Annotated in this window: 16 protein-coding genes and 3 pseudogenes; 12 read left to right on the top strand and 7 right to left on the bottom strand. The window is 73.1% G+C overall.

What is annotated here, in order from left to right:
* Nucleotides 1-49: 49 nt before the first annotated feature.
* Both GA0070610_RS19845 and GA0070610_RS19840 read right to left on the bottom strand, forming a co-directional pair.
* Complete coding sequence (locus tag GA0070610_RS19845) at nucleotides 50-1,675, bottom strand: cellulase family glycosylhydrolase (RefSeq protein ID WP_089001423.1); 1,626 nt, start codon at nucleotides 1,673-1,675, stop codon at nucleotides 50-52.
* Nucleotides 1,676-2,093: 418 nt separating this feature from the next.
* Nucleotides 2,094-3,302 (bottom strand): DUF349 domain-containing protein, encoded by a 1,209-nt coding sequence (locus tag GA0070610_RS19840; protein ID WP_089001422.1) that lies wholly within the window; start codon nucleotides 3,300-3,302, stop codon nucleotides 2,094-2,096.
* Between the two features lie 264 nt (nucleotides 3,303-3,566).
* On the opposite strand from GA0070610_RS19840, the gene GA0070610_RS19835 reads away from it, so the two are divergent.
* The 3 genes from GA0070610_RS19835 to dapF are packed head-to-tail and all read left to right on the top strand — an operon-like array spanning nucleotide 3,567 to nucleotide 6,065.
* Nucleotides 3,567-4,286 carry a class III extradiol ring-cleavage dioxygenase family protein gene (locus tag GA0070610_RS19835; protein WP_089001421.1) on the top strand — a complete coding sequence of 240 codons (720 nt, stop codon included), beginning with the start codon at nucleotides 3,567-3,569 and terminating at the stop codon, nucleotides 4,284-4,286.
* On the top strand, nucleotides 4,283-5,209 hold the full coding sequence (miaA, locus tag GA0070610_RS19830) for a tRNA (adenosine(37)-N6)-dimethylallyltransferase MiaA (protein ID WP_157747189.1): 927 nt from the start codon (nucleotides 4,283-4,285) through the stop codon (nucleotides 5,207-5,209). Before GA0070610_RS19835 ends, miaA begins: the two co-directional genes overlap by 4 nt.
* Before the next feature lie 7 nt (nucleotides 5,210-5,216).
* Nucleotides 5,217-6,065, top strand: coding sequence for a diaminopimelate epimerase (gene dapF, locus GA0070610_RS19825; RefSeq protein ID WP_089001419.1), 849 nt, complete (start codon nucleotides 5,217-5,219; stop codon nucleotides 6,063-6,065).
* A gap of 32 nt (nucleotides 6,066-6,097) precedes the next feature.
* Here dapF and GA0070610_RS19820 read toward each other — a convergent pair whose 3' ends face one another.
* Nucleotides 6,098-7,564: an NAD-dependent malic enzyme gene (locus tag GA0070610_RS19820; RefSeq protein WP_089001418.1), complete on the bottom strand. Its 1,467-nt coding sequence runs from the start codon at nucleotides 7,562-7,564 to the stop codon at nucleotides 6,098-6,100.
* A 175-nt stretch (nucleotides 7,565-7,739) separates the two neighbouring features.
* On the opposite strand from GA0070610_RS19820, the gene hflX reads away from it, so the two are divergent.
* Both hflX and GA0070610_RS19810 read left to right on the top strand, forming a co-directional pair.
* Nucleotides 7,740-9,191: a GTPase HflX gene (gene hflX, locus GA0070610_RS19815; protein WP_089001417.1), complete on the top strand. Its 1,452-nt coding sequence runs from the start codon at nucleotides 7,740-7,742 to the stop codon at nucleotides 9,189-9,191.
* 50 nt (nucleotides 9,192-9,241) lie between these two features.
* Nucleotides 9,242-10,990, top strand: a complete 1,749-nt coding sequence (locus tag GA0070610_RS19810) for a hypothetical protein (RefSeq protein ID WP_089001416.1) — start codon at nucleotides 9,242-9,244, stop codon at nucleotides 10,988-10,990.
* A gap of 106 nt (nucleotides 10,991-11,096) precedes the next feature.
* On the opposite strand, the gene lexA is transcribed toward GA0070610_RS19810, so the two are convergent.
* Nucleotides 11,097-11,879: a transcriptional repressor LexA gene (lexA, locus tag GA0070610_RS19805; RefSeq protein WP_089001415.1), complete on the bottom strand. Its 783-nt coding sequence runs from the start codon at nucleotides 11,877-11,879 to the stop codon at nucleotides 11,097-11,099.
* Nucleotides 11,880-12,479: 600 nt separating this feature from the next.
* Between lexA and nrdR the strand changes: the two genes are divergently transcribed.
* The 4 genes and pseudogenes from nrdR to GA0070610_RS31790 all read left to right on the top strand — a co-directional run.
* Nucleotides 12,480-12,980, top strand: coding sequence for a transcriptional regulator NrdR (gene nrdR, locus GA0070610_RS19800; RefSeq protein WP_089001414.1), 501 nt, complete (start codon nucleotides 12,480-12,482; stop codon nucleotides 12,978-12,980).
* Nucleotides 12,981-13,050: 70 nt separating this feature from the next.
* Nucleotides 13,051-13,518, top strand: a pseudogene (locus GA0070610_RS31800) (vitamin B12-dependent ribonucleotide reductase); the annotation flags it as partial.
* Nucleotides 13,519-14,403: pseudogene (locus tag GA0070610_RS31795) on the top strand (LAGLIDADG family homing endonuclease); the annotation flags it as partial.
* Nucleotides 14,404-14,580: 177 nt separating this feature from the next.
* Nucleotides 14,581-17,007, top strand: a pseudogene (locus GA0070610_RS31790) (vitamin B12-dependent ribonucleotide reductase); the annotation flags it as partial.
* 186 nt (nucleotides 17,008-17,193) lie between these two features.
* Here GA0070610_RS31790 and GA0070610_RS19790 read toward each other — a convergent pair.
* Both GA0070610_RS19790 and GA0070610_RS19780 read right to left on the bottom strand, forming a co-directional pair.
* On the bottom strand, nucleotides 17,194-17,511 hold the full coding sequence (locus GA0070610_RS19790) for a TraR/DksA family transcriptional regulator (RefSeq protein WP_089001412.1): 318 nt from the start codon (nucleotides 17,509-17,511) through the stop codon (nucleotides 17,194-17,196).
* 381 nt (nucleotides 17,512-17,892) lie between these two features.
* Nucleotides 17,893-19,164, bottom strand: a complete 1,272-nt coding sequence (locus GA0070610_RS19780; protein WP_089001410.1) for an MFS transporter — start codon at nucleotides 19,162-19,164, stop codon at nucleotides 17,893-17,895.
* A 272-nt stretch (nucleotides 19,165-19,436) separates the two neighbouring features.
* Between GA0070610_RS19780 and GA0070610_RS19775 the strand changes: the two genes are divergently transcribed.
* Both GA0070610_RS19775 and GA0070610_RS19770 read left to right on the top strand, forming a co-directional pair.
* The gene (locus tag GA0070610_RS19775) at nucleotides 19,437-19,679 is read left to right on the top strand and encodes a DUF5522 domain-containing protein (RefSeq protein WP_089001409.1); all 243 of its coding nucleotides are present in this window, start codon (nucleotides 19,437-19,439) and stop codon (nucleotides 19,677-19,679) included.
* Between the two features lie 86 nt (nucleotides 19,680-19,765).
* A complete protein-coding gene (locus GA0070610_RS19770; RefSeq protein WP_089001408.1) occupies nucleotides 19,766-20,314 on the top strand; it encodes a hypothetical protein in 549 nt (182 codons plus the stop codon).
* A 94-nt stretch (nucleotides 20,315-20,408) separates the two neighbouring features.
* Here GA0070610_RS19770 and GA0070610_RS19765 read toward each other — a convergent pair whose 3' ends face one another.
* The gene (locus tag GA0070610_RS19765) at nucleotides 20,409-21,095 is read right to left on the bottom strand and encodes a metal-dependent transcriptional regulator (protein WP_089001407.1); all 687 of its coding nucleotides are present in this window, start codon (nucleotides 21,093-21,095) and stop codon (nucleotides 20,409-20,411) included.
* Between the two features lie 97 nt (nucleotides 21,096-21,192).
* Here GA0070610_RS19765 and GA0070610_RS19760 point away from each other — a divergent pair, with 97 nt between their 5' ends.
* Nucleotides 21,193-22,050, top strand: coding sequence for a sulfurtransferase (locus GA0070610_RS19760; protein ID WP_089001406.1), 858 nt, complete (start codon nucleotides 21,193-21,195; stop codon nucleotides 22,048-22,050).
* The last annotated feature ends 118 nt before the right edge of the window (nucleotides 22,051-22,168 follow it).

Genomic DNA, 22,168 nt, shown 5'->3' with positions numbered 1-22,168 from the left:
GCCCCGGCCGGAGCGTCAGCGGCCGCCGTCGGGGCGACCGGAGGTGGAATCAGCAGGCGGCGCCGTTGAGCTTGACCGTGCCGGGCGCGGCGGCCGAGCCGTCGGCGGTGAAGCCGACGGTCACCGAGGCGCCCGGTGCCAGCGCCCCCGCCCAGGTCGGGGCCGCCGCCGTCACCGTGGTGCCGGACTGGGTCACCGTGGCGTTCCAGCCGCTGGCCAGGCTCACCCCGGCCGGCCAACTCCAGGTGACCTGCCACGGGTCGACCGTCGCGGTGCCGGTGTTCGTCACCGTCAGCTCGCCCTGGAAGCCGCCCTGCCACGCGTTGACCTGCCGGTACGCGGCCGTGCAGCCCCCGGTCGGCGACGGCGTCGAGGTCGGCGTCGGCGTCGGCGTCGGGGTCGGCGTCGCCGTCGGGGTCGGCGTCGGGTCGCCCCCGCCGCCGACCGGCGGGATCAGGTACGGCTGGAGGATCGCCTGCTTGGTGGTGTTGATGCTGGTCCAGTCGTCGAGCGCGATGCCGCCGGTGTCACCCGAGTTCGGGTTCCACGACCAGTACGTGAACGACATCCCGTCGAGGCCGGTGTCGGTGTAGGCCATCAGCTTCTCCAGCCACACCCGGTCCCGGGGATCGGCCAGGGTGCTGCCGAACTCGCCCATCATGATCGGCGCGATGTTCTGCTTGTGCAGGTAACCCCAGTACTTGTCCCAGATGCCCGGCAGGTTGTCCGGGAAGTCGGGGGACTTGAACCAGTTCTGCTCGAAGACCGAGGTGGCGTACTCGTGCGGCGAGTAGACCAGCCGGTTCGGCACGTCGAGCCGGACCGGGAAGTCCTTGGCCTTCGTCAGGTTGCCGCCCCACCAGCCGCAGTCCTCGTCGTTGCTCGGGTCGTTGTCCCAGACGTTGGAGAGGCCGCCGCTGGGGCAGCTCACCCCCTCCACGAAGATCAGCCAGTTCGGCTGCACCGACAGGATCGCGTTGCCGGCCCGCTCGGCGGCCAGCCGCCAGTCCCGGGCCGGATCGCCGCAGCCCCAGCACGCGCCGGTGGCCGCCGGGTTCGTCCCCTCGGCGTGCGGCTCGTTGTGCAGGTCCGCCCCGATCACGGTGGTGTTGCCCGCGTACCGCTGGGCGAGCATCTTCCAGTCGTCGATCCAGGTCGCCTCGGAGACCGTCGGGGTGTACCACAGCGGGGACTGGCCGGCCGACGTCGGCCGGTGCCGGTCCAGGATGACCCGCATCCCCTTGCCGCCGGCGTACCCGATGACCTTGTCGAGGATCTGCAACGGGGATAGCCCGACCAGGTCCGGGTTGACGAAGTCGTTGATGCCGCTGGCCGTGGCGCCCGGCTTCAACGCGTCGTTCGAGTACGGCACGCGCAGCGTGTTGTAGCCGAGGCTGGCCATCTTGTCGATCTGGCCCCGCCACGGGTTGGTGGACCACAGCCCGTGGAAGGTCTTGTTGTCGGTCTCCATGCCGAACCAGTTGATGCCGGTGATGCGTACCGTCGCGCCGGTGCTGTCGACGATCCTGTTGCCGTTGGTGTGCAGGTAGCCGGTGCCGGTGCCGGCGGGGGCGGCGACGGCCGGGGCGGTGCTGACGGCGGCGGCGACGAGGACGCCGGCCGCGGCGGTGGCGAGCGCGGTGATCGCGCCGCCGAGGGCGCTGCGTCGGTGCATGCGAGCTCCACTTCGAACTGCCCGCCGCCGCCTGGGCGGCGCGGGCGGGAACCGGGCGACGCCCGTCGGGCTGCCCTCAGCGGTACGCGGACAGCGCGCGACGGGACGTGGCACGTGGGATGCGGCCGCTCGCGGGACCACCGGCGTCCCCCGACGACCTGACGTGCGCCGTCGGCGCCCTCGCGCCGGTGCCGGACCTGGCTCCGCCGCTCATTCTGATCAGCCTGCCTCGATGCGTCAACCGCCCCGTCCCCGGGCGGACGGGCGATCACCGTGGCCGCACCCTCCTGCCCGGGCGGTGGGCCGGACAGGCGGAAGCCCCGGTCCGTGCTGGACCGGGGCTTCCGTGGCAACTCGGTGCGCGGCGCTCGCCGGGCGACCGGGGCGCGATGCCGGCTATCGCCAGCCGACGTGCGGCTCAGCCGGCCTGCTCGGCGAGCTGGAGGAACTGCCGCTTCGAGGCCAGCGCCTGCTCGGCCTCCCTGACCCGCCGGGCGTCCCCGGCCGCCTGGGCCCGGGCCAGCCGATCCTCGGCCTCGGCGACCTGCGCCCGCATCTGGGCGAGCAGGGGGTTGTCCTCCTTGGTGGTGCGGCGCCACGCGGAGTCCATCACCTCGCGGACCTTCTCGTCGACCGCGCGCAGCCGGCGCTCCAGCCCGGCCGCCGCCTCGCGGGGCACCCGACCGGCCTCGTGCCACTGGGCCTGGATCTCGCGCAGCTTGGCCTGCGCGCCCTTCGGGTCGCCGTCGACGTCCAGCGCCTCGGCCTCGGCGAGCAGCGCCTGCTTGCGCTCCAGGTTGCCGCGCTGCTCGTTGTCGCGGGCGGAGAAGACCTCGCTGCGCCGGGTGAAGAACTCGTCCTGCGCGCCCCGGAACCGTTCCCAGAGCTTCTGCTCCGCCTCCTTGGAGGCCCGCGGAGCGGCCTTCCACTGGTTCATCAGTTCCTTGAGCTGGTTGGCGGTGGCCGCCCAGTCGGTGGAGTCCTTGAGCTTCTCGGCCTCGGCGACCAGCTCCTCCTTGACCGTCTGCGCCTGCTTGCGCTGCGCATCGAGGGAGGCGAAGTGGGCGCCCCGGCGGCGGGTGAAGCCGTCCCGCGCGGCGGCGAAGCGCTTCCACAGCTCGCCGTCGGTCTTCTTGTCGACCCCGCGGATGGTCTTCCACTCGTCGAGGATCTCCTTGAGCCGGTCCCCGGCGGTCTTCCAGCCGGTCGACTCGGCGGCGAGCTTCTCCGCCTCCTCCACGAGGGCCTGCTTGCGCGCGAGCGCCTCGCCACGGGCGGCCTCCCGGGCGGCCTTGGCCTCGCCGGCCTTCTCCTCGGCGACCGTGGCGAGCCGGTCCAGCCGGGCCGCCAGCGCGTCGATGTCGCCGACGACGTGCGCCTCGGCCAGCGACGCGCGGATCCGCCGGATGGTGGTCAGTGAATGGCCGGCGTCCGCGGCACCCGAGTTGAGCCGGGCCTCCGTCAGGTTGACCTCGGTCACCAGGTCGTCGAAGCGGCGGGCGAAGTGGGCCAGCCCCTCCTCGGGCGCTCCCGCCTGCCAGGATCCGACCACCCGCTCGCCGTCGGCGGTCTTGACGTACACGGTGCCGTCCGCGTCCACCCGTCCGAAGGCAGTCCAGTCGCTCATGTGCCCATCCTCGTTCTCCCGGCGTCGGGGAGCAGTCCCGCGATCGCCGCCACGGCGCAGCAAAGTTTCCCCCGGCATTGTCACAGGTGCGACCCCGTTCCCGTCGAGCGCCTATCGCCGACCGTGACCATACGGTGTCCTACCGCCCGCGGACGGGCTCCCTGGGGGGAGTGTCGCAATCCGCCATGCGGCGTTTGCGACGTGCCGGGCGTTCCCGGGGCGGGTGCGGGGTGGTGGGCGCCGTCGTGCCGATACCGTTGCCTGGTGCCCCTGGTCGCCGCCGCCGTCTGCCCCCATCCGCCGCTGATCGTCCCCGAGCTGGCCGGCGCCGCCGCGCCCGAGCTGGACGAGCTCCGTGCCGCCTGCGACGCCGCGGTCGCCGGGCTGCTCGCCGCCGAGCCCGAGGTGGTCGTCCTCGTCGGCGGCGGGCCGGAGACCACCCGCTTCAACGCGGCCGACCACGGCTCGCTGCGGTCGTACGGCCTCGACCGGCAGGTGCGGCTGTGGAAGGTGAACTGCGCCGGCGGCGAGCGGCTGCCGCTGAGCCTGACCATCGGCGCGTGGCTGCTCGGGCGCTCCCGCACCGAGACGCCCCGGCTGGCCCGGTCCGTCGCGGCCGACGCCTCTCCGGCGCAGTGCGCCGAGCTTGGTGCGGCGCTCGGCGCGGCGACGGAGCCGCGCACCGCGCTGCTGGTGACGGGGGACGGGTCGGCCTGCCGGGGCCCGAAGTCGCCCGGCTACGACGACCCGCGTGCCGAGGCGTACGACGACGGGGTCGCCCGCGCCCTGGCCGACGCGGACGCCGAGGCCCTGCTCGACCTTGACCCGGCCCTGTCGGCGCAGCTGAAGGTCGCCGGGCGCGCGCCCTGGCAGGTGCTGGCCGGCGCGGTCCGCGCGACCGGCGGCGACTGGCGCGGCGAGCTGCGCCACTACTCGGCGCCCTACGGCGTCGCCTACCTCGTCTCCTCCTGGGCGCCGGCGTGACCGCCCGCCCGCCCGCCGGGACGGTCGTCGCCGTGGTCGGGCCGACGGCGGCCGGCAAGTCGGCGCTGAGCATCGCGCTCGCGCACGCCCTCGACGGCGAGGTCGTCAACGCCGACTCGATGCAGCTCTACCGGGGCATGGACATCGGCACCGCCAAACTCACCCCGGCCGAGCGCGAGGGGGTGCCGCACCACCTGCTGGACATCTGGGACGTCACCGAGCCGGCGAGCGTCGCGGAGTACCAGCGGCTGGCCCGCGCCGCCGTCGACGACGTCCTGGCCCGGGGCCGGGTGCCGCTGCTGGTCGGCGGCTCCGGGCTCTACGTGCGTGCGGTGCTGGAGCGCTTCGAGTTCCCCGCCACCGACCCGGCGGTGCGCGAGCGGCTGGAACGGGAACTCGCCGAGGCCGGCCCCGCGCCCCTGTACGCCCGGCTGCGCGAGGCCGACCCGGCCGCCGCGACGGGGATCCTGCCCGGCAACGGGCGGCGGATCGTGCGGGCCCTGGAGGTCATCGAGCTGACCGGGGCGCCGTTCACGGCCGCGCTGCCCGAACCGACCCCGTACTACCCGTCCGTGCAGCTCGGGGTGGACCTGGACACCGCGCTGCTGGACGAGCGGATCGCCCTGCGGGTGGACCGGATGTGGGCCGACGGGCTGGTCGCCGAGACCCGGGACCTCGTCGGGCGGGGCCTGCCGGCGGGGCGTACGGCCAGCCGTGCGCTCGGCTACCAGCAGGTGCTGCGTCTCCTCACCGGGGAGCTGACGGAGGCCGAGGCGCACGACGAGACCGTGCGGGCCACCCGGCGCTTCGTGCGACGGCAGCGCTCCTGGTTCCGCCGCGACCCGCGGATCCACTGGCTGGACTCCGCCGCGCCGGACCTGGTCCCCGCCGCCCTGCGCCTGCTGCCCGCTCCTGCGCAATGATGGGGGCGTGCAGTTCACCAAGGGCCACGGCACCGGCAACGACTTCGTCATCCTTCCCGATCCGGACAACCGGCTCGACCTGACACCCGGGCTTGTCGCGGCCCTCTGCGACCGCCGGCGCGGGCTGGGCGGTGACGGCGTGCTGCGGGTGGTCCGGGCGGCCGCGCACCCGGAGGGCGCCGCGACGGCGGGCGAGGCCGAGTGGTTCATGGACTACTGGAACGCCGACGGGTCGTTCGCGGAGATGTGCGGCAACGGCGCCCGGGTCTTCGTCCGCTACCTGGTCGCCTCCGGGCTGGCCGAGCCGGCGGAGGGGGCGCTGCCCGTGGCCACCCGGGCCGGCGTCGTGCGCGCGCTGGTCACGGCCGACGCCATCGCCGTCGAGATGGCCCGCCCCCGGCTGTACGACACGGCGACGGCCACCCTCGGCGGGCTGACGCTGCCCGGTACGGCGGTGGACGTGGGCAACCCGCACCTGGTCTGCGCGCTGCCGGCCGGGCTGGAACTGACCGCGCTCGACCTCACCCGGGCCCCCGAGGTCGACGCGACGGTCTTCCCCGCCGGGGTGAACGTAGAGTTCACGGCGCCCGGCGAGCCCGTCGACGACACCGACGGTCACGTGCTCATGCGCGTGTACGAGCGCGGCTCCGCCGAGACCCTCTCCTGCGGTACGGGCGCCTGCGCGGTGGCCGCGGTGGCCCTGCGCGACGCCGGGCGGGACACCGGCGTACTGGCGGTGGACGTCCCGGGCGGACGCCTCTCGGTCACGGTGACGGAGGACTCCTGCTGGCTGGCCGGCCCGGCCACCCTGGTGGCCACCGGCACCCTGGACCCCACCACCCTGACGACCCCCTGACCCACCCCGCCCGGCTCTGACCCGGTCGTCCGTCAGGGGGTGGCGCTGGCTTCGGCGGCGATCTCGGGGAGGTCGGCGGGGCCCGGGTCGGCGGCGGGGGCCGGGGCCGGGTTCTGGGCGGCGGCGCGGACCGCAGCGGCGACCGCCGGGGAGACCCGGGAGTCGAAGACGCTGGGCACGATCACCGTCGGGTTGATCTTGTCTTCGCCGACCACGTCCGCGATGGCCCGGGCCGCCGCGATCGCCATCTCCTCGGTGAACTCCTCGGCGTGCGCGTCCAGCATGCCGCGGAAGACGCCCGGGAAGGCGAGCACGTTGTTGATCTGGTTCGGCTGGTCGGAGCGGCCGGTGGCGACCACGGCGGCGTACTTGCGCGCCTCCCGCGGGTCGACCTCCGGGTCCGGGTTGGCCAGCGCGAAGACGATCGAGTCCTTGGCCATCGTGGCGATGTCGTCGCCGGTGAGCAGGTTCGGCGCGCTGACCCCGATGAAGACGTCCGCGCCGCGTACCGCCCCGGCCAGGTCGCCGGAGTAGTTCTCCTTGTTGGTGTTCTCGGCCAGCCACTGCCACGCCGGGTTGAGCCCGCTCTGGCCGCGGTGCAGGGCGCCCTGGCGGTCGTACGCGATGATGTCGCCGACGCCCTGGCGCAGCAGCAGCTTCATGATCGCGGTGCCGGCCGCGCCCGCGCCCGAGACCACGACCCGGACGTCCGCGAGCTGCTTGCCCACGACGCGCAGCGCGTTGGTCAGCGCGGCCAGCACGCAGATCGCGGTGCCGTGCTGGTCGTCGTGGAACACCGGGATGTCCAGCGCCTCGCGCAGCCGCGCCTCGATCTCGAAGCAGCGCGGCGCCGCGATGTCCTCCAGGTTGATCCCGCCGTACGCCGGGGCGATGGCCTTGACGATCTGCACGATCTCGTCGGTGTCCTGGGTGTCGAGCACGACCGGCCAGGCGTCCACCCCACCGAAGCGCTTGAACAGCGCCGCCTTGCCCTCCATCACGGGCAGCGACGCCGCCGGCCCGAGGTTGCCCAGGCCCAGCACGGCGGAGCCGTCGCTGACCACGGCGACGGTGTTGCGCTTTATGGTCAGCCGGCGGGCGTCGGCCGGGTTCTCCGCGATCGCCATGCAGACCCGCGCCACCCCCGGGGTGTACGCCCGGGACAGCTCGTCACGGTTGCGCAGCGCGACCTTCGAGCTGACCTCGATCTTGCCGCCGAGGTGCAGCAGGAAGGTCCGGTCGGACACCTTGCGCACGTCCACGCCGTCCAGCGCGGTCAACGCGTCGACCACCTGGTCGGCGTGGCTGGCGTCGGCGGTGTCGCAGGTCAGGTCGACGAGCACGTGGGTCGGGTCGGAGTCCACCACGTCGAGCGCGGTGACGATCGCCCCGGCCTCACCCACGGAGGTGGTCAGCCGGCCGATCGAGGACGCGTCCGCCGGCACGGCGATCCGAATCGTGATCGAGAATCCGGCACTTGGAAGTCGGGTGATGGCCACGGGATCCCTCCGTCGACGCTGAACGGCTCGCCCCGCATTTCTACTCGCCCCGGCGGGCCCCTCCGGCATCCGCCCCCACTTTTGTGGCCCGTTCGAGCGGGCATATAGCGGGTGCGTTCCGCGTTGGCACATGTCAGGATTGCTCGGTACGTGACAGAACGGACAGGAGACCGGCTTGCACAACCAGGAGACCCTACTTCCCTACGAGGACGACGAGCTCGACACCACCACCGGTGAGTTCGAGCTGTCGGAGCGGCAGGCGCTGCGGCGGGTCCCCGGCCTCTCCACCGAGCTCGCGGACATCACCGAGGTCGAATACCGCCAGCTGCGCCTGGAGCGCGTGGTCCTCGTCGGCGTCTGGACCGAGGGCTCGCAGAGCGACGCCGAGAACTCCCTCACCGAGCTGGCCGCGCTGGCGGAGACCGCCGGCTCGCAGGTGCTCGAAGGGCTGATCCAGCGGCGCAACCGCCCGGACCCCGCCACCTACGTCGGCCGGGGCAAGGTCGACGACCTCGGCTCGGTGGTGCTCTCCACCGGCGCCGACACGGTGATCTGCGACGGTGAGCTGTCGCCGTCGCAGCTGCGCAACCTGGAGCAGCGCACCAAGGTCAAGGTGGTCGACCGCACCGCGCTGATCCTCGACATCTTCGCCCAGCATGCCAAGAGCAAGGAGGGCAAGGCGCAGGTCGAGCTCGCCCAGCTCGAATACCTGCTGCCGCGCCTGCGCGGTTGGGGTGAGACCCTCTCGCGGCAGACCGGTGGTAGCGGTCGCGGCGGAGGCGCCGGCGGCGGCGTGGGTCTGCGCGGCCCCGGTGAGACGAAGCTGGAGACCGACCGGCGCCGGATCCGCCACCGCATCGCCCGGCTGCGCCGGGAGATCAAGGGCATGAAGACGGTACGCCAGACCAAGCGCGCCCGGCGTTCCCGCAACGCCGTGCCGGCCGTGGCCATCGCCGGCTACACCAACGCCGGCAAGTCGAGCCTGCTCAACCGGCTGACCGGGGCGGGCGTGCTGGTGGAGAACGCGCTCTTCGCCACCCTCGACCCGACCACCCGCAAGGCCACCACGGCCGACGGACGGCTCTACACCCTCTCCGACACGGTCGGGTTCGTCCGGCACCTGCCCCACCAGATCGTCGAGGCGTTCCGCTCGACCCTGGAGGAGGTCGCCGAGGCCGACCTGGTGGTGCACGTCGTCGACGGCACCCACCCGGACCCGGAGGAGCAGGTCCGGGCGGTCCACGAGGTGCTCGCCGAGGTGGGCGCCGACCGGCTGCCCGAGCTGCTGGTGGTCAACAAGACCGACGCGGCCGACGAGGAGACGCTGCTGCGGCTCAAGCGGCTCTGGCCGGAGGCGGTCTTCGTCTCCGCGCACTCGGGTCGCGGGATCGACGGGCTGCGCGAGGCCGTCGAGGCGCGGCTGCCCCGCCCGGCCGTGGAGGTCCGCGCGGTGCTGCCGTACGACCGGGGCGACCTGGTGGCCCGGGTGCACCGTCAGGGCGAGGTGCTGAGCACCTCCCACCTGCCGGAGGGCACCCTGGTGCACGTCCGGGTCGGCGAGGCGCTCGCTGCCGAGTTGGCGCCGTTCCGGGCGGAGGAGGATCCGGCGGTCGCGGGCGCGCGGTGACGGCTCCCGGCGTCACGCGCCGGAAACTCCCGGCGTGCGACACTGACTGAATGCGCCGCGCTGTTTCTTCGGTCACGGTCGTCCTCGGCTTGCTGGGGGCGACCGTGGCGTGTACCGGAGTCGCCCTGGCTGCGGCACCGGCCTCGGCCGCGTCCCCGCTCGCGGCCGCTCCCGGCAAGAAGCGGTGCACGGTCACCGACGAGCGGCTGCGGGAGCTGTCGGGCCTGGTGGCCACCAAGAGCGGCTACATCGTGATCAACGACGGCACCGAGGTGGAGAGCCGCAAGCGGGTCTTCTTCCTCGACGCCAAGTGCGGGATCTCGAAGGAGCCGGTCCGCTACTCGGGTGAGGGGCCGTTCGACACCGAGGACCTGGCGCTCTCCCCGGACGGCACGACGGTCTGGATCGCCGACACCGGTGACAACGTCACCAGCCGACAGCGTCGCGAGCGGGTGGCGCTGTGGAGCATGCCGGTCAACGGGTCGAAGCGGCCGGTGCTGCACCGCCTCTCCTACCCGGAGGGCAAGCCGCACGACGCCGAGGCGCTGCTGATCGGCGACGACGGCAACCCGTTGATCATCACCAAGGTGATGTCCGGCAAGGCCCAGATCTTCACCCCCGCCGAGAAGATGAAGAGCGGGGACACCCCGGCCGTACCGATGAAGAAGGTCGGCGAGATCAGCCTGCCGGAGACCGACACGGACAACCGGCTCGGCGCCCCCGGCCGCGTGGCGATCACGGGTGCGGCCCGCTCACCGGACGGCTCCCGGGTCGTGGTGCGCACCTACGCCGACGCCTTCGAGTACGACGTCACCGACGGCAACGTGCTGGCCGCCCTCACCGGCGGCAAGCCCCGGGTGACGGCGCTCGCCGACCCGTTCGGTGAGGCGATCACCTACAGCCCCGACGGCAAGACCTTCCTCACCGTCTCCGACGGCGGTCAGCTCGACGAGGACGCCCCGATCGACATCCTCGGCTACAGCCCCTCCACGGAGGGCGCGAAGCCGGTGGCCGGCGGGGGTGAGACGCCGAAGAAGGCCGGCCAGTCGTGGGTCGACGGCCTGAGCCTGAGCGACATCACGTACCTGATCGCGGCAGTGGGGGTGATCGGCGCGCTGATGGTGGCGGCCGGTGTCTTCGGCATCCTCCGGGCCCGGCGCAGGCCGGCGCCCGTCCGCGGCGACGACGGTCCGGACCGCGACGACGCCCTCGGCGACGACCGGCGTGCTCTGGCGGACGACGACTTCGTCGCGCCGGGCGACCGGGGGCGCGGCGTCTACGGCGGTGCGCCGGCGGGGGCGGTCTACGGCGGCCCTGCCGGTGGGCGCGGCGGCCGTCCGCCGGCCGGCGGCGGGGGGCACGGCGGTGCCCGTCCGGCTGGTGGCGGCGTCTACGGCGGAGCCCGTCCGGCTGCCGGCGGCGGTGTCTACGGCGGCGGTCGTCCGCCCGTCGACGGGCCGCCGCCCGGCCTGGGCGGGCCGCCACCCGGTGGTCGCCGCCAGGGCGGCGGACGCCAGGGCGGTGGCGTGGGTGACCGACAGGGCGGCGGTGACCGGCAGGGTGGCGGTAGCGGCGGCGGACGCCAGGGGGGCGGTCGCCCAGGTGGCGGTGTCTACGGTGGCGGGGGCCAGCCGGGCGCTGGTGTCTACGGCGGTGGCCGGGCGGAGCCGCCGCGTCGGGGCGGCGAGCCGGATCCCCGTGAGCGGCCGCTCCGCCGGCGCGACGACGGCCCCGAGGACGGTCGCGGCTACGGGCACGTGCCCGGAGGCGGCCGGGGCTACCGGGGCGATCGCTACTGAACTCCGCTGGACCGACGGTCCTGAGGGACCGTCGGCGGTCAGGGACCGTCGGCGGTCAGGGACCGTCGGGTGACCGCCGACGGCGGTCACCCGACGCGGTGGCGGATCAGATGCGGCGCAGCACCGCGACGACCCGGCCCATGATCGTGGCGTCGTCGCCGGGGATCGGGTCGAAGGCCGGGTTCTGCGGCATGAGCCAGACGTGCCCGTCGCGGCGGCGGTAGGTCTTCACGGTCGCCTCGCCGTCGAGCATGGCGGCGACGATGTCGCCGGCCTCGGCGGTCGGCTGCTGCCGGACCACGACCCAGTCGCCGTCGCAGATCGCCGCGTCCAGCATCGAGTCGCCCTTGACCTGGAGCATGAAGACCTCCCCCTCACCCACCAGCTCGCGGGGGAGGGGGAAGATGTCCTCCACGGCCTGCTCGGCCAGGATCGGGCCACCAGCCGCGATCCGGCCCAGCATCGGCACGTAGGCCGGGGTGGGACGCTGCGAGCGGGCCAGCTCGTCGTCGACCTCGGCGGGCGCCCGGACGTCCACGGCGCGCGGCCGGTTGGGGTCGCGGCGCAGGAAGCCCTTCTTCTCCAGCTCCTTGAGCTGGTAGGCGACGCTGGACGGCGAGACCAAGCCGACGGCCTCGCCGATCTCGCGCACGCTCGGCGGGTAGCCGTGCCGCTCGACCCAGCTGCGGATGAACTCCAGGATCCGGCGCTGCCGGGCGGTGAGATCCACCGTCGCGGGGTCGGGGAAGGCACTGACCACCGGGGTGACCGCGCGCACGGCGGGCTGCCCGGTCCGGCTGCGCGCGGCGCCCCGGCGTCGGGTGGCCGGCGGTCCCGCCTCGGTGATCTGCTGCGGGCTCTTCGGCCGGCTGGCCCGATCCTCGGTCACGTCCGTCCTCCCTGGTCGGCGCTGGGTGCCTTGGCGGCTCGTGGTGCGTGCGGGGTGCTGGTGTGCGGTGATGCTGGTGCGTGCGGTGGTGCGAGGTGACCGGTGGACGGAGGATTCCGCGCCCGGTTGTTCAAGACCGTATAGGTGAGATCGGTCATTTTCAAACATCTGTACGACCTTGCTCGGCGTGTCGGTGTGAAAAACCGGTCCGCTCGTACTCGTGTTCTGATAAATGGTACGTCGGATCGAACGGGTGTTCGACTTTCGTCCGATCGTCGGCCGTTTCGCGACGGTCGGACCGGTAACTCCCGGGAGCGCCGCACGGTTGGTCCTGGGGCGGGCGGCGTGCTGGTCGGCCACGCAGTCCGGGTGACGCGCCGGACACGCCGGCCAACTTGACCTCCGATCCGCAGCGGCCTACGGTCGACCCCTAGATGTAGTAGTCACACGGGCGTAAGTCGCCTACAGGTTGGGTTCGACTACCCACCGCACTCCGGCACCGTCGACACGGCGAAGACCATCGACAGATGGCTCCGTCGCGCTCACGCGTGCCCGGGAAGCGGTCGGCGGGCCCGCGATCGACGAAGGAGGTCGGGTGCGATGCGGTGTCCGTACTGCCGGCACGCAGACTCCCGGGTCGTCGACTCGCGGGAGGCCGACGACGGCCAGTTGATCCGCCGGCGGCGGTCCTGCCCGGAGTGCGGCAAGCGGTTCACCACGGTGGAGGAGGCGGTCCTCGCGGTCGTCAAGCGCAGCGGGGTCACCGAGCCGTTCAGCCGTACGAAGATCGTCGGCGGGGTGCGCAAGGCGTGCCAGGGCCGGCCCGTGGACGACGACTCGATCGCGCTGCTCGCGCAGAAGGTCGAGGAGACCGTCCGGGCCAAGGGGGCCGCCGAGATCCCCAGCCACGAGGTGGGGCTGGCCATCCTGGGCCCGCTGCGGGACCTGGACGAGGTGGCCTACATGCGGTTCGCCAGCGTCTACCGGTCGTTCGACTCGCTCGCCGACTTCGAGCGGGAGATCGAGACGCTGCGGGCCGCCGCGCGCGCCCGGGAGGGCGCCGGGGCCGAGGCGGCCGAGGCCGCCGGCCGTACCAGTTGATTTTTTCTTTGCAGATGACGACAAGTCGGATCGGGCGGCGGGTGGCCGTGCGGACGAGGGGGCGGATGAGATGTCGGGGGACGGTGTGACAACCAGCAGGGCACGGAACAAGGCCGGCGCGGGACTCAAGATCGAGCGGGTCTGGACCACCGAGGGGGTGCACCCCTACGACGAGGTCGCCTGGGAGCGTCGCGACATCGTCATGACGAACTGGCGGGACGGCTCGGTCAACTTCGAGCAGCGTGGCGTCGAGTTCCCCGAGTCGTGGAGCGTCAACGCGGCGAACATCGTGACCACCAAGTACTTCCGGGGCGCCGTCGGCACCCCCGAGCGGGAGTGGTCGCTGCGGCAGCTCATCGACCGGGTGGTCACCACCTACCGCACCGCGGGTGAGGAGTACGGCTACTTCGCCGGCCCGGCCGACGCCGAGGTCTTCGCCCACGAGCTGACCTGGATGCTGCTGCACCAGGTGTTCAGCTTCAACTCGCCGGTCTGGTTCAACGTCGGCACGCCCTCGCCGCAGCAGGTCAGCGCCTGCCTGCCGTACGACTCGCTGGTCAGCACGCCCGCCGGCCTGGTGCCGATCGGCAAGCTGGTCGAGGAGAACGCCGTCGGCACCAAGGTGTACGACGGCAACGGCGGCCTGACCAGCATCGTCGCCGTCAAGGCCAACGGGGTGCGTGAGGTCATCCGGCTGCACACCAAGGCCGGCTACCAGCTCGACGTCACGCCGGACCACGTGGTGTGGAAGAGCACGGGCCAGGGCACGGGCAGCTGGGTCGAGGCCGGCACCCTCCAGGTTGGCGACCAGCTCGAGTGGCACCGCACGTACGCCTTCGGCGAGAGCGAGATCGACCTGCGGGACATCCGCGAGGCCGCCCTCGCCGGCTGGTTGCAGTCCGACGGGTTCGTGGGCCAATACGACCAGGGCACGAACCGGTCCCTGACGATCGAGGCGATGACGGTCAACGACGACGAGTCGGACTGGGTCACCGTCGCGCTCGACGAGGTCTTCGGCACCGCGCACCGGCACGAGCGCGCGGTGACGACGCAGAGCGACGAGTTGGACTGCCGGCGTACCCGACTCTACGGCGAGCACCTGCGTCCGTTTGTGGAGAAGTGGGACCTGCTGACGCGCGGCGTCGACATGGAGGTGCCGCAGCGGCTCTTCACCGCGCCGCTGCCGGTCGTCGCGGCGTACCTGCGCAGCATCTTCCAGGCCGAGGGCTACGTCTCGGCGCGCGAGCACTCGACGCTCGTCGCGGCGGACATGATCTCGGAGAAGCTGATCCGTGGCGTGCAGAGCCTGCTGCTGCGGTTCGGGATCTTCTCCCGCGTGGGGCGCAAGGCGGACCCGCGCCCGGACCGCAAGGACTGCTGGTCGGTCCGGATCCAGAACGACGGCGACCGCGACCTCTTCGCCACGCACATCGGGTTCGTGGGCGCGGAGAAGATGGTCAAGCTCGAGGCGAGCTTCGCCAAGCCCGGCCGCTCGGCCGGCGACGTCAAGCGGCTGGAGATCGACCACGTCGAGCCGCTCGGCACGATGGAGGTCTACGACATCCAGACGGAGAGCGGCGAGTTCCTGGCCGGCAATCTCCGGGTGCACAACTGCTTCATCCTGGCCGTCGACGACTCGATGGACTCCATCCTCGACTGGTACAAGGAGGAAGGGCTGATCTTCAAGGGTGGCTCCGGCTCCGGCGTCAACCTGTCCCGGATCCGCTCCTCCCGCGAGCTGCTCTCCTCCGGCGGCAACGCCTCCGGCCCGGTCAGCTTCATGCGCGGCGCCGATGCCTCCGCCGGCACCATCAAGTCCGGCGGCGCCACCCGGCGCGCGGCGAAGATGGTCATCCTCGACGTGGACCACCCGGACATCCAGGAGTTCGTGGTCACCAAGGCGCGCGAGGAGGACAAGATCCGCGCGCTGCGCGACGCCGGGTTCGACATGGACCTCGGCGGCGCCGACATCGTCAGCGTGCAGTACCAGAACGCCAACAACTCCGTCCGGGTCTCCGACGAGTTCATGACCGCCGTGGAGAACGGCGGCGGCTTCGACCTGCGCGGCCGGCTCGACGGCTCGGTGATCGAGACCATCGACGCCAAGAACCTGTTCCGCACCATCTCCCACGCCGCGTGGGAGTGTGCCGACCCCGGCCTGCAGTACGACGACACGATCAACGACTGGCACACCTGCCCGGAGACCGGGCGGATCACCGCGTCGAACCCGTGCTCGGAGTACCTGCACCTGGACAACTCCTCGTGCAACCTGGCCTCGCTCAACCTGATGAAGTTCCTCCGCGCCGACGGCGGCTTCGAGGTGGAGAAGTTCGTCCGCTCCGTCGAGTTCGTCATCACCGCGATGGACATCTCGATCTGCTTCGCCGACTTCCCGACCGAGAAGATCGGCGAGACCACCCGCGCCTACCGGCAGCTCGGCATCGGCTACGCCAACCTGGGCGCCCTGCTGATGGCCTCCGGCCTGCCGTACGACTCGGAGCAGGGCCGCTCGGTCGCCGCGGCGATCACCTCGCTGATGACCGGCACCGCGTACCGCCGCTCCGCCGAGCTGGCCGGCGTCGTCGGCGCGTACGACGGCTACGCCCGCAACGCCGAGCCGCACAAGCGGGTCATGCGCAAGCACGCCGCCGCCAACGACGAGATCAAGCCGTCGGGCACCGTGGCCACCGCGATCGTCCGCGAGGCGACGAAGCAGTGGACCCAGGGCAACAAGATCGGTGACAAGTTCGGCTGGCGCAACTCGCAGGCCAGCGTGCTCGCGCCGACCGGCACCATCGGCCTGATGATGGACTGCGACACCACCGGCGTCGAGCCGGACCTGGCGCTGGTCAAGTTCAAGAAGCTGGTCGGCGGCGGCTCGATGCAGATCGTCAACCAGACCGTGCCGCGCGCCCTGCGCAGCCTCGGCTACCCCGAGGAGCAGGTCGAGGCGATCGTGGAGCACATCGCCGACCACGGCCACGTGGTCGACGCCCCCGGCCTGAAGCCGGAGCACTACCCGGTCTTCGACTGCGCGATGGGGGAGCGCTCGATCGCCCCCATGGGCCACGTACGGATGATGGCGGCCGTCCAGCCGTTCATCTCCGGCGCCATCTCCAAGACGGTCAACATGCCGGAGCAGGCAACCGTCGAGGACGTCGAGAAGATCTACTTCGAGGGCTGGAAGCTCGGCCTCAAGGCGCTGGCGATCTACCGCGACAACTGCAAGGTCGGCCAGCCGCTGTCGGTCGCCAAGCCCAACAAGGCCGCCGCGACCACCGAGGCCCCGGCCGAGGTGGAGAAGGTCGTCGAGAAGGTCGTCGAGTACCGCCCGGTGCGCAAGCGGCTGCCGAAGAAGCGCCCGTCCCAGACGGTCAGCTTCTCCGTCGGCGGCGCCGAGGGCTACCTCACCGCCTCGTCCTACCCGGACGACGGCCTGGGCGAGGTCTTCCTCAAGATGTCGAAGCAGGGCTCGACCCTGGCCGGTGTGATGGACGCCTTCTCGGTGGCCATCTCCATCGGTCTCCAGTACGGCGTCCCGCTGGAGACGTACGTCAGCAAGTTCACCAACATGCGCTTCGAGCCGGCCGGCATGACCGACGACCCGGACGTGCGGATGGCCGCCTCGGTGATGGACTACATCTTCCGTCGCCTGGCGCTGGACTTCCTGCCGTACGAGCGCCGCGCGGAACTGGGCATCTTCACCGCCAGCGAGCGGGCCGCCCAGCTCCGGGCCGAGGCGGAGGCGGAGGCGAGCGGTGCGGACCTCACCGCGATGGCCGCCTCCGCCCCGGTCGAAGCGCCGGCCGAGCCGAAGACCGGCCCGATCGCCCAGCCGGCGCAGGAGACCGCCGACGTCGCCGCCGCCAAGCCGGCGCCGCCCGTGGGCTCCAGCACCGAGCTGCTGGAGGCCGTGATCGGCAAGGCCGCCGACGCGCCGCTCTGCTTCACCTGCGGTACGAAGATGCGCCCGGCCGGTAGCTGCTACGTCTGCGAGGGCTGCGGCTCCACCAGCGGCTGCAGCTGACGTACGAAGAGAGCGGGGCGGACCGGCGAGCACCTGCCGGCCCGCCCCGCTCGTCTGTGGACACCTGACACCTGCGCACCCGTACGACGCCACGAACGAGCCCGGGGGTGTGCCGTAGCCCTGTCGGTGTTCGCCTGAACCGACAGGGCTGCCGTGCCGTCTTCCGGCACGGCAGCCCCGCGTACGTCAGTGCTGCTTCTGCTGGCAGGGCACGCAGAAGCGGGCGTGCGGCAGCACCTCCAGGCGCTCCCGGGGGATCGCGGCGGAGCATCGCTCGCAGATGCCGTAGCGGCCCTCGGCGAGGCGACGCAGCGCCCCGCTGATCTGCTCGATGCTCTGCCGGGTGGCGGCGATCAGCGCGCTCTGGGTGTGCGCCTCGCCCGGGTCGCCGGTGTCGGCGGTGAGCTGCGTCAGCCGGACGGTCTGCGCCTCGAAGTCGTTGGTCAGTGTCGTACGCAGGTCGTCGAGCCACTTCTGCTCGCTGGACTGGGTGGGCGTGGTCATGGCGTAGCTCCTTCGGGAAAAAGAAAAAGGGCCGAAGCTGGATAGCTTCGCCCTGGTGGCCGTTCGCGAGAGTTGCGACCGGTCCACGGAGGGCTACGTCCGGCGGGGCTCGGCAGTCGGGAGGCGACCGAGCCGGCGCACGACGGTGCGACCGCGGATCGCACCACCCGGGTCGCCACGGTCACCCGCAGGGCACACCGGCAGGCAGCAGCGGACGCCGCCGTCACCATGACGGCGGTGCTGCTGCGCTGACCGGTCGAACACATGCAGCCACCATAGGCCGGGCGGATCGGAAAGCCAACGTGCTTCCGTGCGCACGCGGGCCGGCCGGTGCCCCGGCTCACCCTCCGGCCGGAGCGTGTGACCTGTGACATCGAGCGGTCACGCCGCCGGCATGTCCCGCATCCGCCGCAGCGGCGAGAAGACGACGAAGAGCGCGGCGCTCCACGTGCCGAACACACAGATCCACAGCGCCGGTCGCAACCCGAACTGGCTGGCGAGGGTGCCGCCGGTGAGCGCGCCGAGCGGGATCACCCCGAAGCAGACCCAGAGGAACGCCGCGTTCACCCGGCCCAGCAGGGCCGGCGGCGTGATCCGCTGCCGGTACGTCATGGCGGCCACGTTGTAGAGCACCGCGTTGGCGGAGAACGCGGCCAGGCCGACGCCGTAGAGCAGTACGCCCCAACCGGGCTGCGCCAGGGGCATCAGCAGGTAGAGCGGGCCCGGGGTGACCATCGCCACCCAGATCACCCGGGCCGAGCCGAGCCACGCGGTCAACCGGTCGGCGAACGCGCCGACGACCAGGCCGCCCACGGCGCTCACCGAGAAGACCAGCCCGACCAGCGCCGGCGTGGCGTGCAGCTCCTTGAGCAGGAAGACCACCTCGATCGAGCCGGACGCCGTGACGAAGAAGTTCGAGGTGGTGGTGCAGGCGAGGATGCTGCGCAGGATCGGCTGGTGGCGGATGAATCCCAGCCCTTCGGTCATCTCCACCCGCAGCGGCACCCGCTCGCGGCGGGGCGCGGGCCCGGTCGGCGCCTCCCGGATCAGCAGCAGGGTCAACCCGCTCACGGCGAAGGCGACGGCGGTGACGACGAGCGTCCTCGCGGCGCCGACCAGCCCGACCAGCACGCCGCCGATCGCCGGGCCGACGAGTTCGGCGGAGTCCTGGCCGACGGTGAGCTTCGCGTTGGCGTCCACGAGGCGCTCCGGCGGCACCAGTCTCGGCAGCATGCTCTTGTGGGCCACCGTGAACAGGACGGTGAGCACGCCGGAGAGCCCGACCACCGCGTACAGGAAGCCGAGGGTGAGCTGGCCGACCAGGGCGACCACCGGCACCGACAGCAGCAGCCCGGCCCGGCCCAGGTCGCAGGCGATCATCAGCCTCCGCTGGTCGACGCGGTCGGCGAGGACGCCCGCGGGCAGGGAGAAGATGAGGTACGGCAGCCAGGCGAGCGCCGTCAGCAGCGCCACCTGGAAGACGCTGGCGTCGAGTGTGCCGACGGCGAGCAGCGGCACCGCCACGTTGGAGACCCGGGTGCCCAGTTCGCTGACCGTCTGCCCGGCCAGGAGCAGCCCGAAGTTGCGGCTGCGCAGCAGCGAGGGTCGTTTCGGGGCGGCACCTGCGGCGGGTCTGGCCGCCTGCTGCGTCACGCCGGGCTGCCGGTGTGGGCCGGTGACCGGTGTGGGGAGGTTGCCGACCTCGCGGGATTCGGCGCGGCTCGCGGGCGCCCGGCCCGTCCCTGGTCCATCCGGTCAGCCTGCCGGCCCCGCCCGGATCGACGCCACTGGTTATCCGATCCCCGTACGGGCGGCGCGCGCGTGCCCTGGTCGGCCATCCGCAGTGCCGCGACCTGCGGGATCCGGCGGTGGCCCGGCGCCCCGCCCGGGGCAGGCGCCGCCGAGCACGTCTCTAGACTGCGCCGGTGACCGGAGAGCGACGACCGCTGGCGGACCGGCCGCTGACCGAGCCGCACCCGTCCCGCCTGCCGCCGCAGCATCCGGACCGGGAGCGGATCCTCGCCGCGCACGCCGCCGCCCTGACCGCCGGCGAGGCGGGCTACCTCGACCCGGCCACCGGTCTCTTCGTGCTCAGCGCGGGTTTCCTGGCCCGGCGCGGCACCTGCTGCGGGCGCGGCTGCCGACACTGCCCGTACGTCGACGACTGAGGAGTCCGGTTGAGGGCTACCGCCCGGCCGGGCCACATCGTACGGTTTCCGGCGGGCGCGTCGGAGTGGACAGCGGAGGAGTGAGCGTGCGCGGGCGGATGCTGGGCGCCGGGGTGGCGGTGCTGTTGGTGGCCGGCTGCGGCGCGGAGGCGGAGCCGGTGGCCCTACCGCCTCCCGCACCGGTCGCGGTCGACGTGGCCGCCGCCTCCTCCGGCGGGGCGTGCCGGCTGTTGGACTTCGGCGTGATCGAGCAGCACGTTGGCGTCCGCTTCGACGTCGCAGCGGCGAGCGCGACCGGCGACAGCCACACCTGCGTGGTGCGCGCGGGTCAGGACGCCCTGCCGGAGCTGACGCTGACCGTCACGCGGACGTCGATCGACGCGGCGACCTTCACCGCCGACGTGGTGCCGGAGAAGGCGGCCAAGGTGCCCGGGCTCGGCCAGCGGGCGTACCGGCGGACCGTCTCGGCCAAGGGCGGCGCCGGGCCGGTCGCGGAGGTGGGTTGGCTGGCCGCCGAGGCCCGCCTCGTCACCCTGCGCTATGCCACCGGGCGCGACACGGCCAAGGCCGACGCCGAGCGGCTCACGGAGGCGCTCGTCACGCTGGCCGGGCAACTCGACATCCGGGCGCTCTGACTCCGGCCCGGGGCCGCCGCCCGCGCGTCGACCGGTGCGGGTGCGCTCTCCGTCCGGCCCGAGCCGGCCGAGGACGCGACGTGCCCGGGACGGATCAGTGCGCGGCGACGAAGACGCGGGAGGCGATCTCGCGCGGCAACCTGATGCGGTCACCGGAGCGGTCGATCGACACCCCGTCGCGTTCCTGCGCCACCGTGACGGTCGCGCCCGGGTCGACGCCGGCGGCGTGCAGCTGCCGGAGCACGTCCGCGTCGGTCTGCACGCTCTCGCAGATGCGTCGCACCACGACGGGCCCCGACAGCCCCGGGAACGCCAGGTTGCGCTCGCCCTCGATCGGGGCGGCGGTCGTCTGCTCCGGCGTGCCCAGCTGGTCCAGCCCCGGGATCGGGTTGCCGTAGGGGGAGCGGGTCGGCCGGTTGAGCAGGTCGTAGACCCGCTTCTCGACGGCGTCGCTCATCACGTGCTCCCACCGGCAGGCCTCCTCGTGGGCCTCCTCGTAGGGCATCCCGATCACGTTGACCAGCAGCAGCTCGGCGAGGCGGTGCTTGCGCATCACGGAGACCGCGTTGCTGCGGCCGTGCGGGGTCAGCGCCAGGTGGCGGTCGCCCTCGACGGTCAGCAGGCCGTCGCGCTCCATCCGGGCGACGGTCTGGCTGACGGTCGGCCCGCTCTGCCCCAGCCGCTCGGCGATGCGGGCACGCAGCGGCGGAACCCCCTCCTCCTCCAGCTCGAGGATGGTCTTGAGGTACATCTCGGTCGTGTCGACCAGATCATGCTTCACGTCAGCGGACCTCCGGCCAACGATGCTACCTCGGCGTTCACCGAACGACCCACGGCGAACCGCCAGGTCCGCGCCGGGATGGTGTTGACTGGACGCCATGCCCGCCTCCGATGATCTCATTGTCGAGGCCGGTCGGCTCGCGGTCGAACTCGGCCAGGCAGACCCGCCCACGCTGCTCGACGTCCGCTGGCGGCTCGTCGGCCCGCCGGGTCGGGAGGACTACGCCGCCGGTCACCTGCCCGGCGCGGTCTTCGTCGACCTGGACACCGCGCTCTGCGGCCCGCCCGGCGCCGCCGGCCGCCACCCGCTGCCCGACCCCGCAGCCCTCCAGGCGGCGCTGCGGGCCGCCGGCGTCCGCGCCGGTCACCCTGTGGTGGTGTACGACGGCGGCGACGGCATGGCCGCCGCCCGTGCCTGGTGGACCCTGCGCTGGGCGGGCCACCGGCCGGTACGGCTGCTGCACGGCGGCTTCCCGGCGTGGCAGGCCGCCGGGCTGCCCGTCAGCACGACGGTGCCGACCCCGCAGCCGGGCGACGTCGAGGTGCGTCCCGGCGCGCTGCCGGTGCTCGACGCGGCGGAGGCCGCCCGGCTGGCCGCGGCCGACGACGGTGTCCTGCTCGACGTGCGCGCCGCGCCCCGCTACCGGGGCGAGACCGAGCCGATCGACCCGGTCGCCGGGCACGTGCCCGGCGCGGTGAACCTGCCCGCCGGCGAGTACGTCGCCGAGGGCCGGTTCCCGGCCGTCGAGGCGCTGCGCGAGCGGTTCGCCGCCGCCGGGGTGGGCGAGGACCGGCCGGTGGGGGCGTACTGCGGGTCGGGGGTGACGGCGGCGCAGGCCGTGTTCGCGCTGCACCTGGCCGGCCGCCCGGACGCCGCCCTCTACGTCGGGTCGTGGAGCAACTGGGTCGCCGACCCGGACCGCCCGGTGGCGACGGGGCCGGGCCCGACCGGCTGAGCGGGGAGCGGGGCACCGACGGCACCCGGCGACTGAGCGGGGAACTGCGTCGGGCGACACCCGGGGGCTGGGCAGCGCGTGTGCGGGCCCGCCCGGCTGCGCGTGCGACGATGGGGCC

It is taken from the genome of Micromonospora echinofusca, from assembly GCF_900091445.1.
Lineage (GTDB): Bacteria > Actinomycetota > Actinomycetes > Mycobacteriales > Micromonosporaceae > Micromonospora > Micromonospora echinofusca.
This window is presented reverse-complemented; position numbering and strand designations above follow the sequence as displayed.

Excerpts from the sequence above, each read along its gene's own strand:
- GA0070610_RS19845 (WP_089001423.1), bottom strand. The coding sequence starts at position 1,675 with ATGCACCGACGCAGCGCCCTCGGCGGCGCGATCACCGCGCTCGCCACC.
- GA0070610_RS19840 (WP_089001422.1), bottom strand. The coding sequence starts at position 3,302 with ATGAGCGACTGGACTGCCTTCGGACGGGTGGACGCGGACGGCACCGTG.
- GA0070610_RS19810 (WP_089001416.1), top strand. The coding sequence starts at position 9,242 with ATGCGCCGCGCTGTTTCTTCGGTCACGGTCGTCCTCGGCTTGCTGGGG.
- nrdR (WP_089001414.1), top strand. The coding sequence starts at position 12,480 with ATGCGGTGTCCGTACTGCCGGCACGCAGACTCCCGGGTCGTCGACTCG.
- GA0070610_RS19790 (WP_089001412.1), bottom strand. The coding sequence starts at position 17,511 with ATGACCACGCCCACCCAGTCCAGCGAGCAGAAGTGGCTCGACGACCTG.
- GA0070610_RS19760 (WP_089001406.1), top strand. The coding sequence starts at position 21,193 with ATGCCCGCCTCCGATGATCTCATTGTCGAGGCCGGTCGGCTCGCGGTC.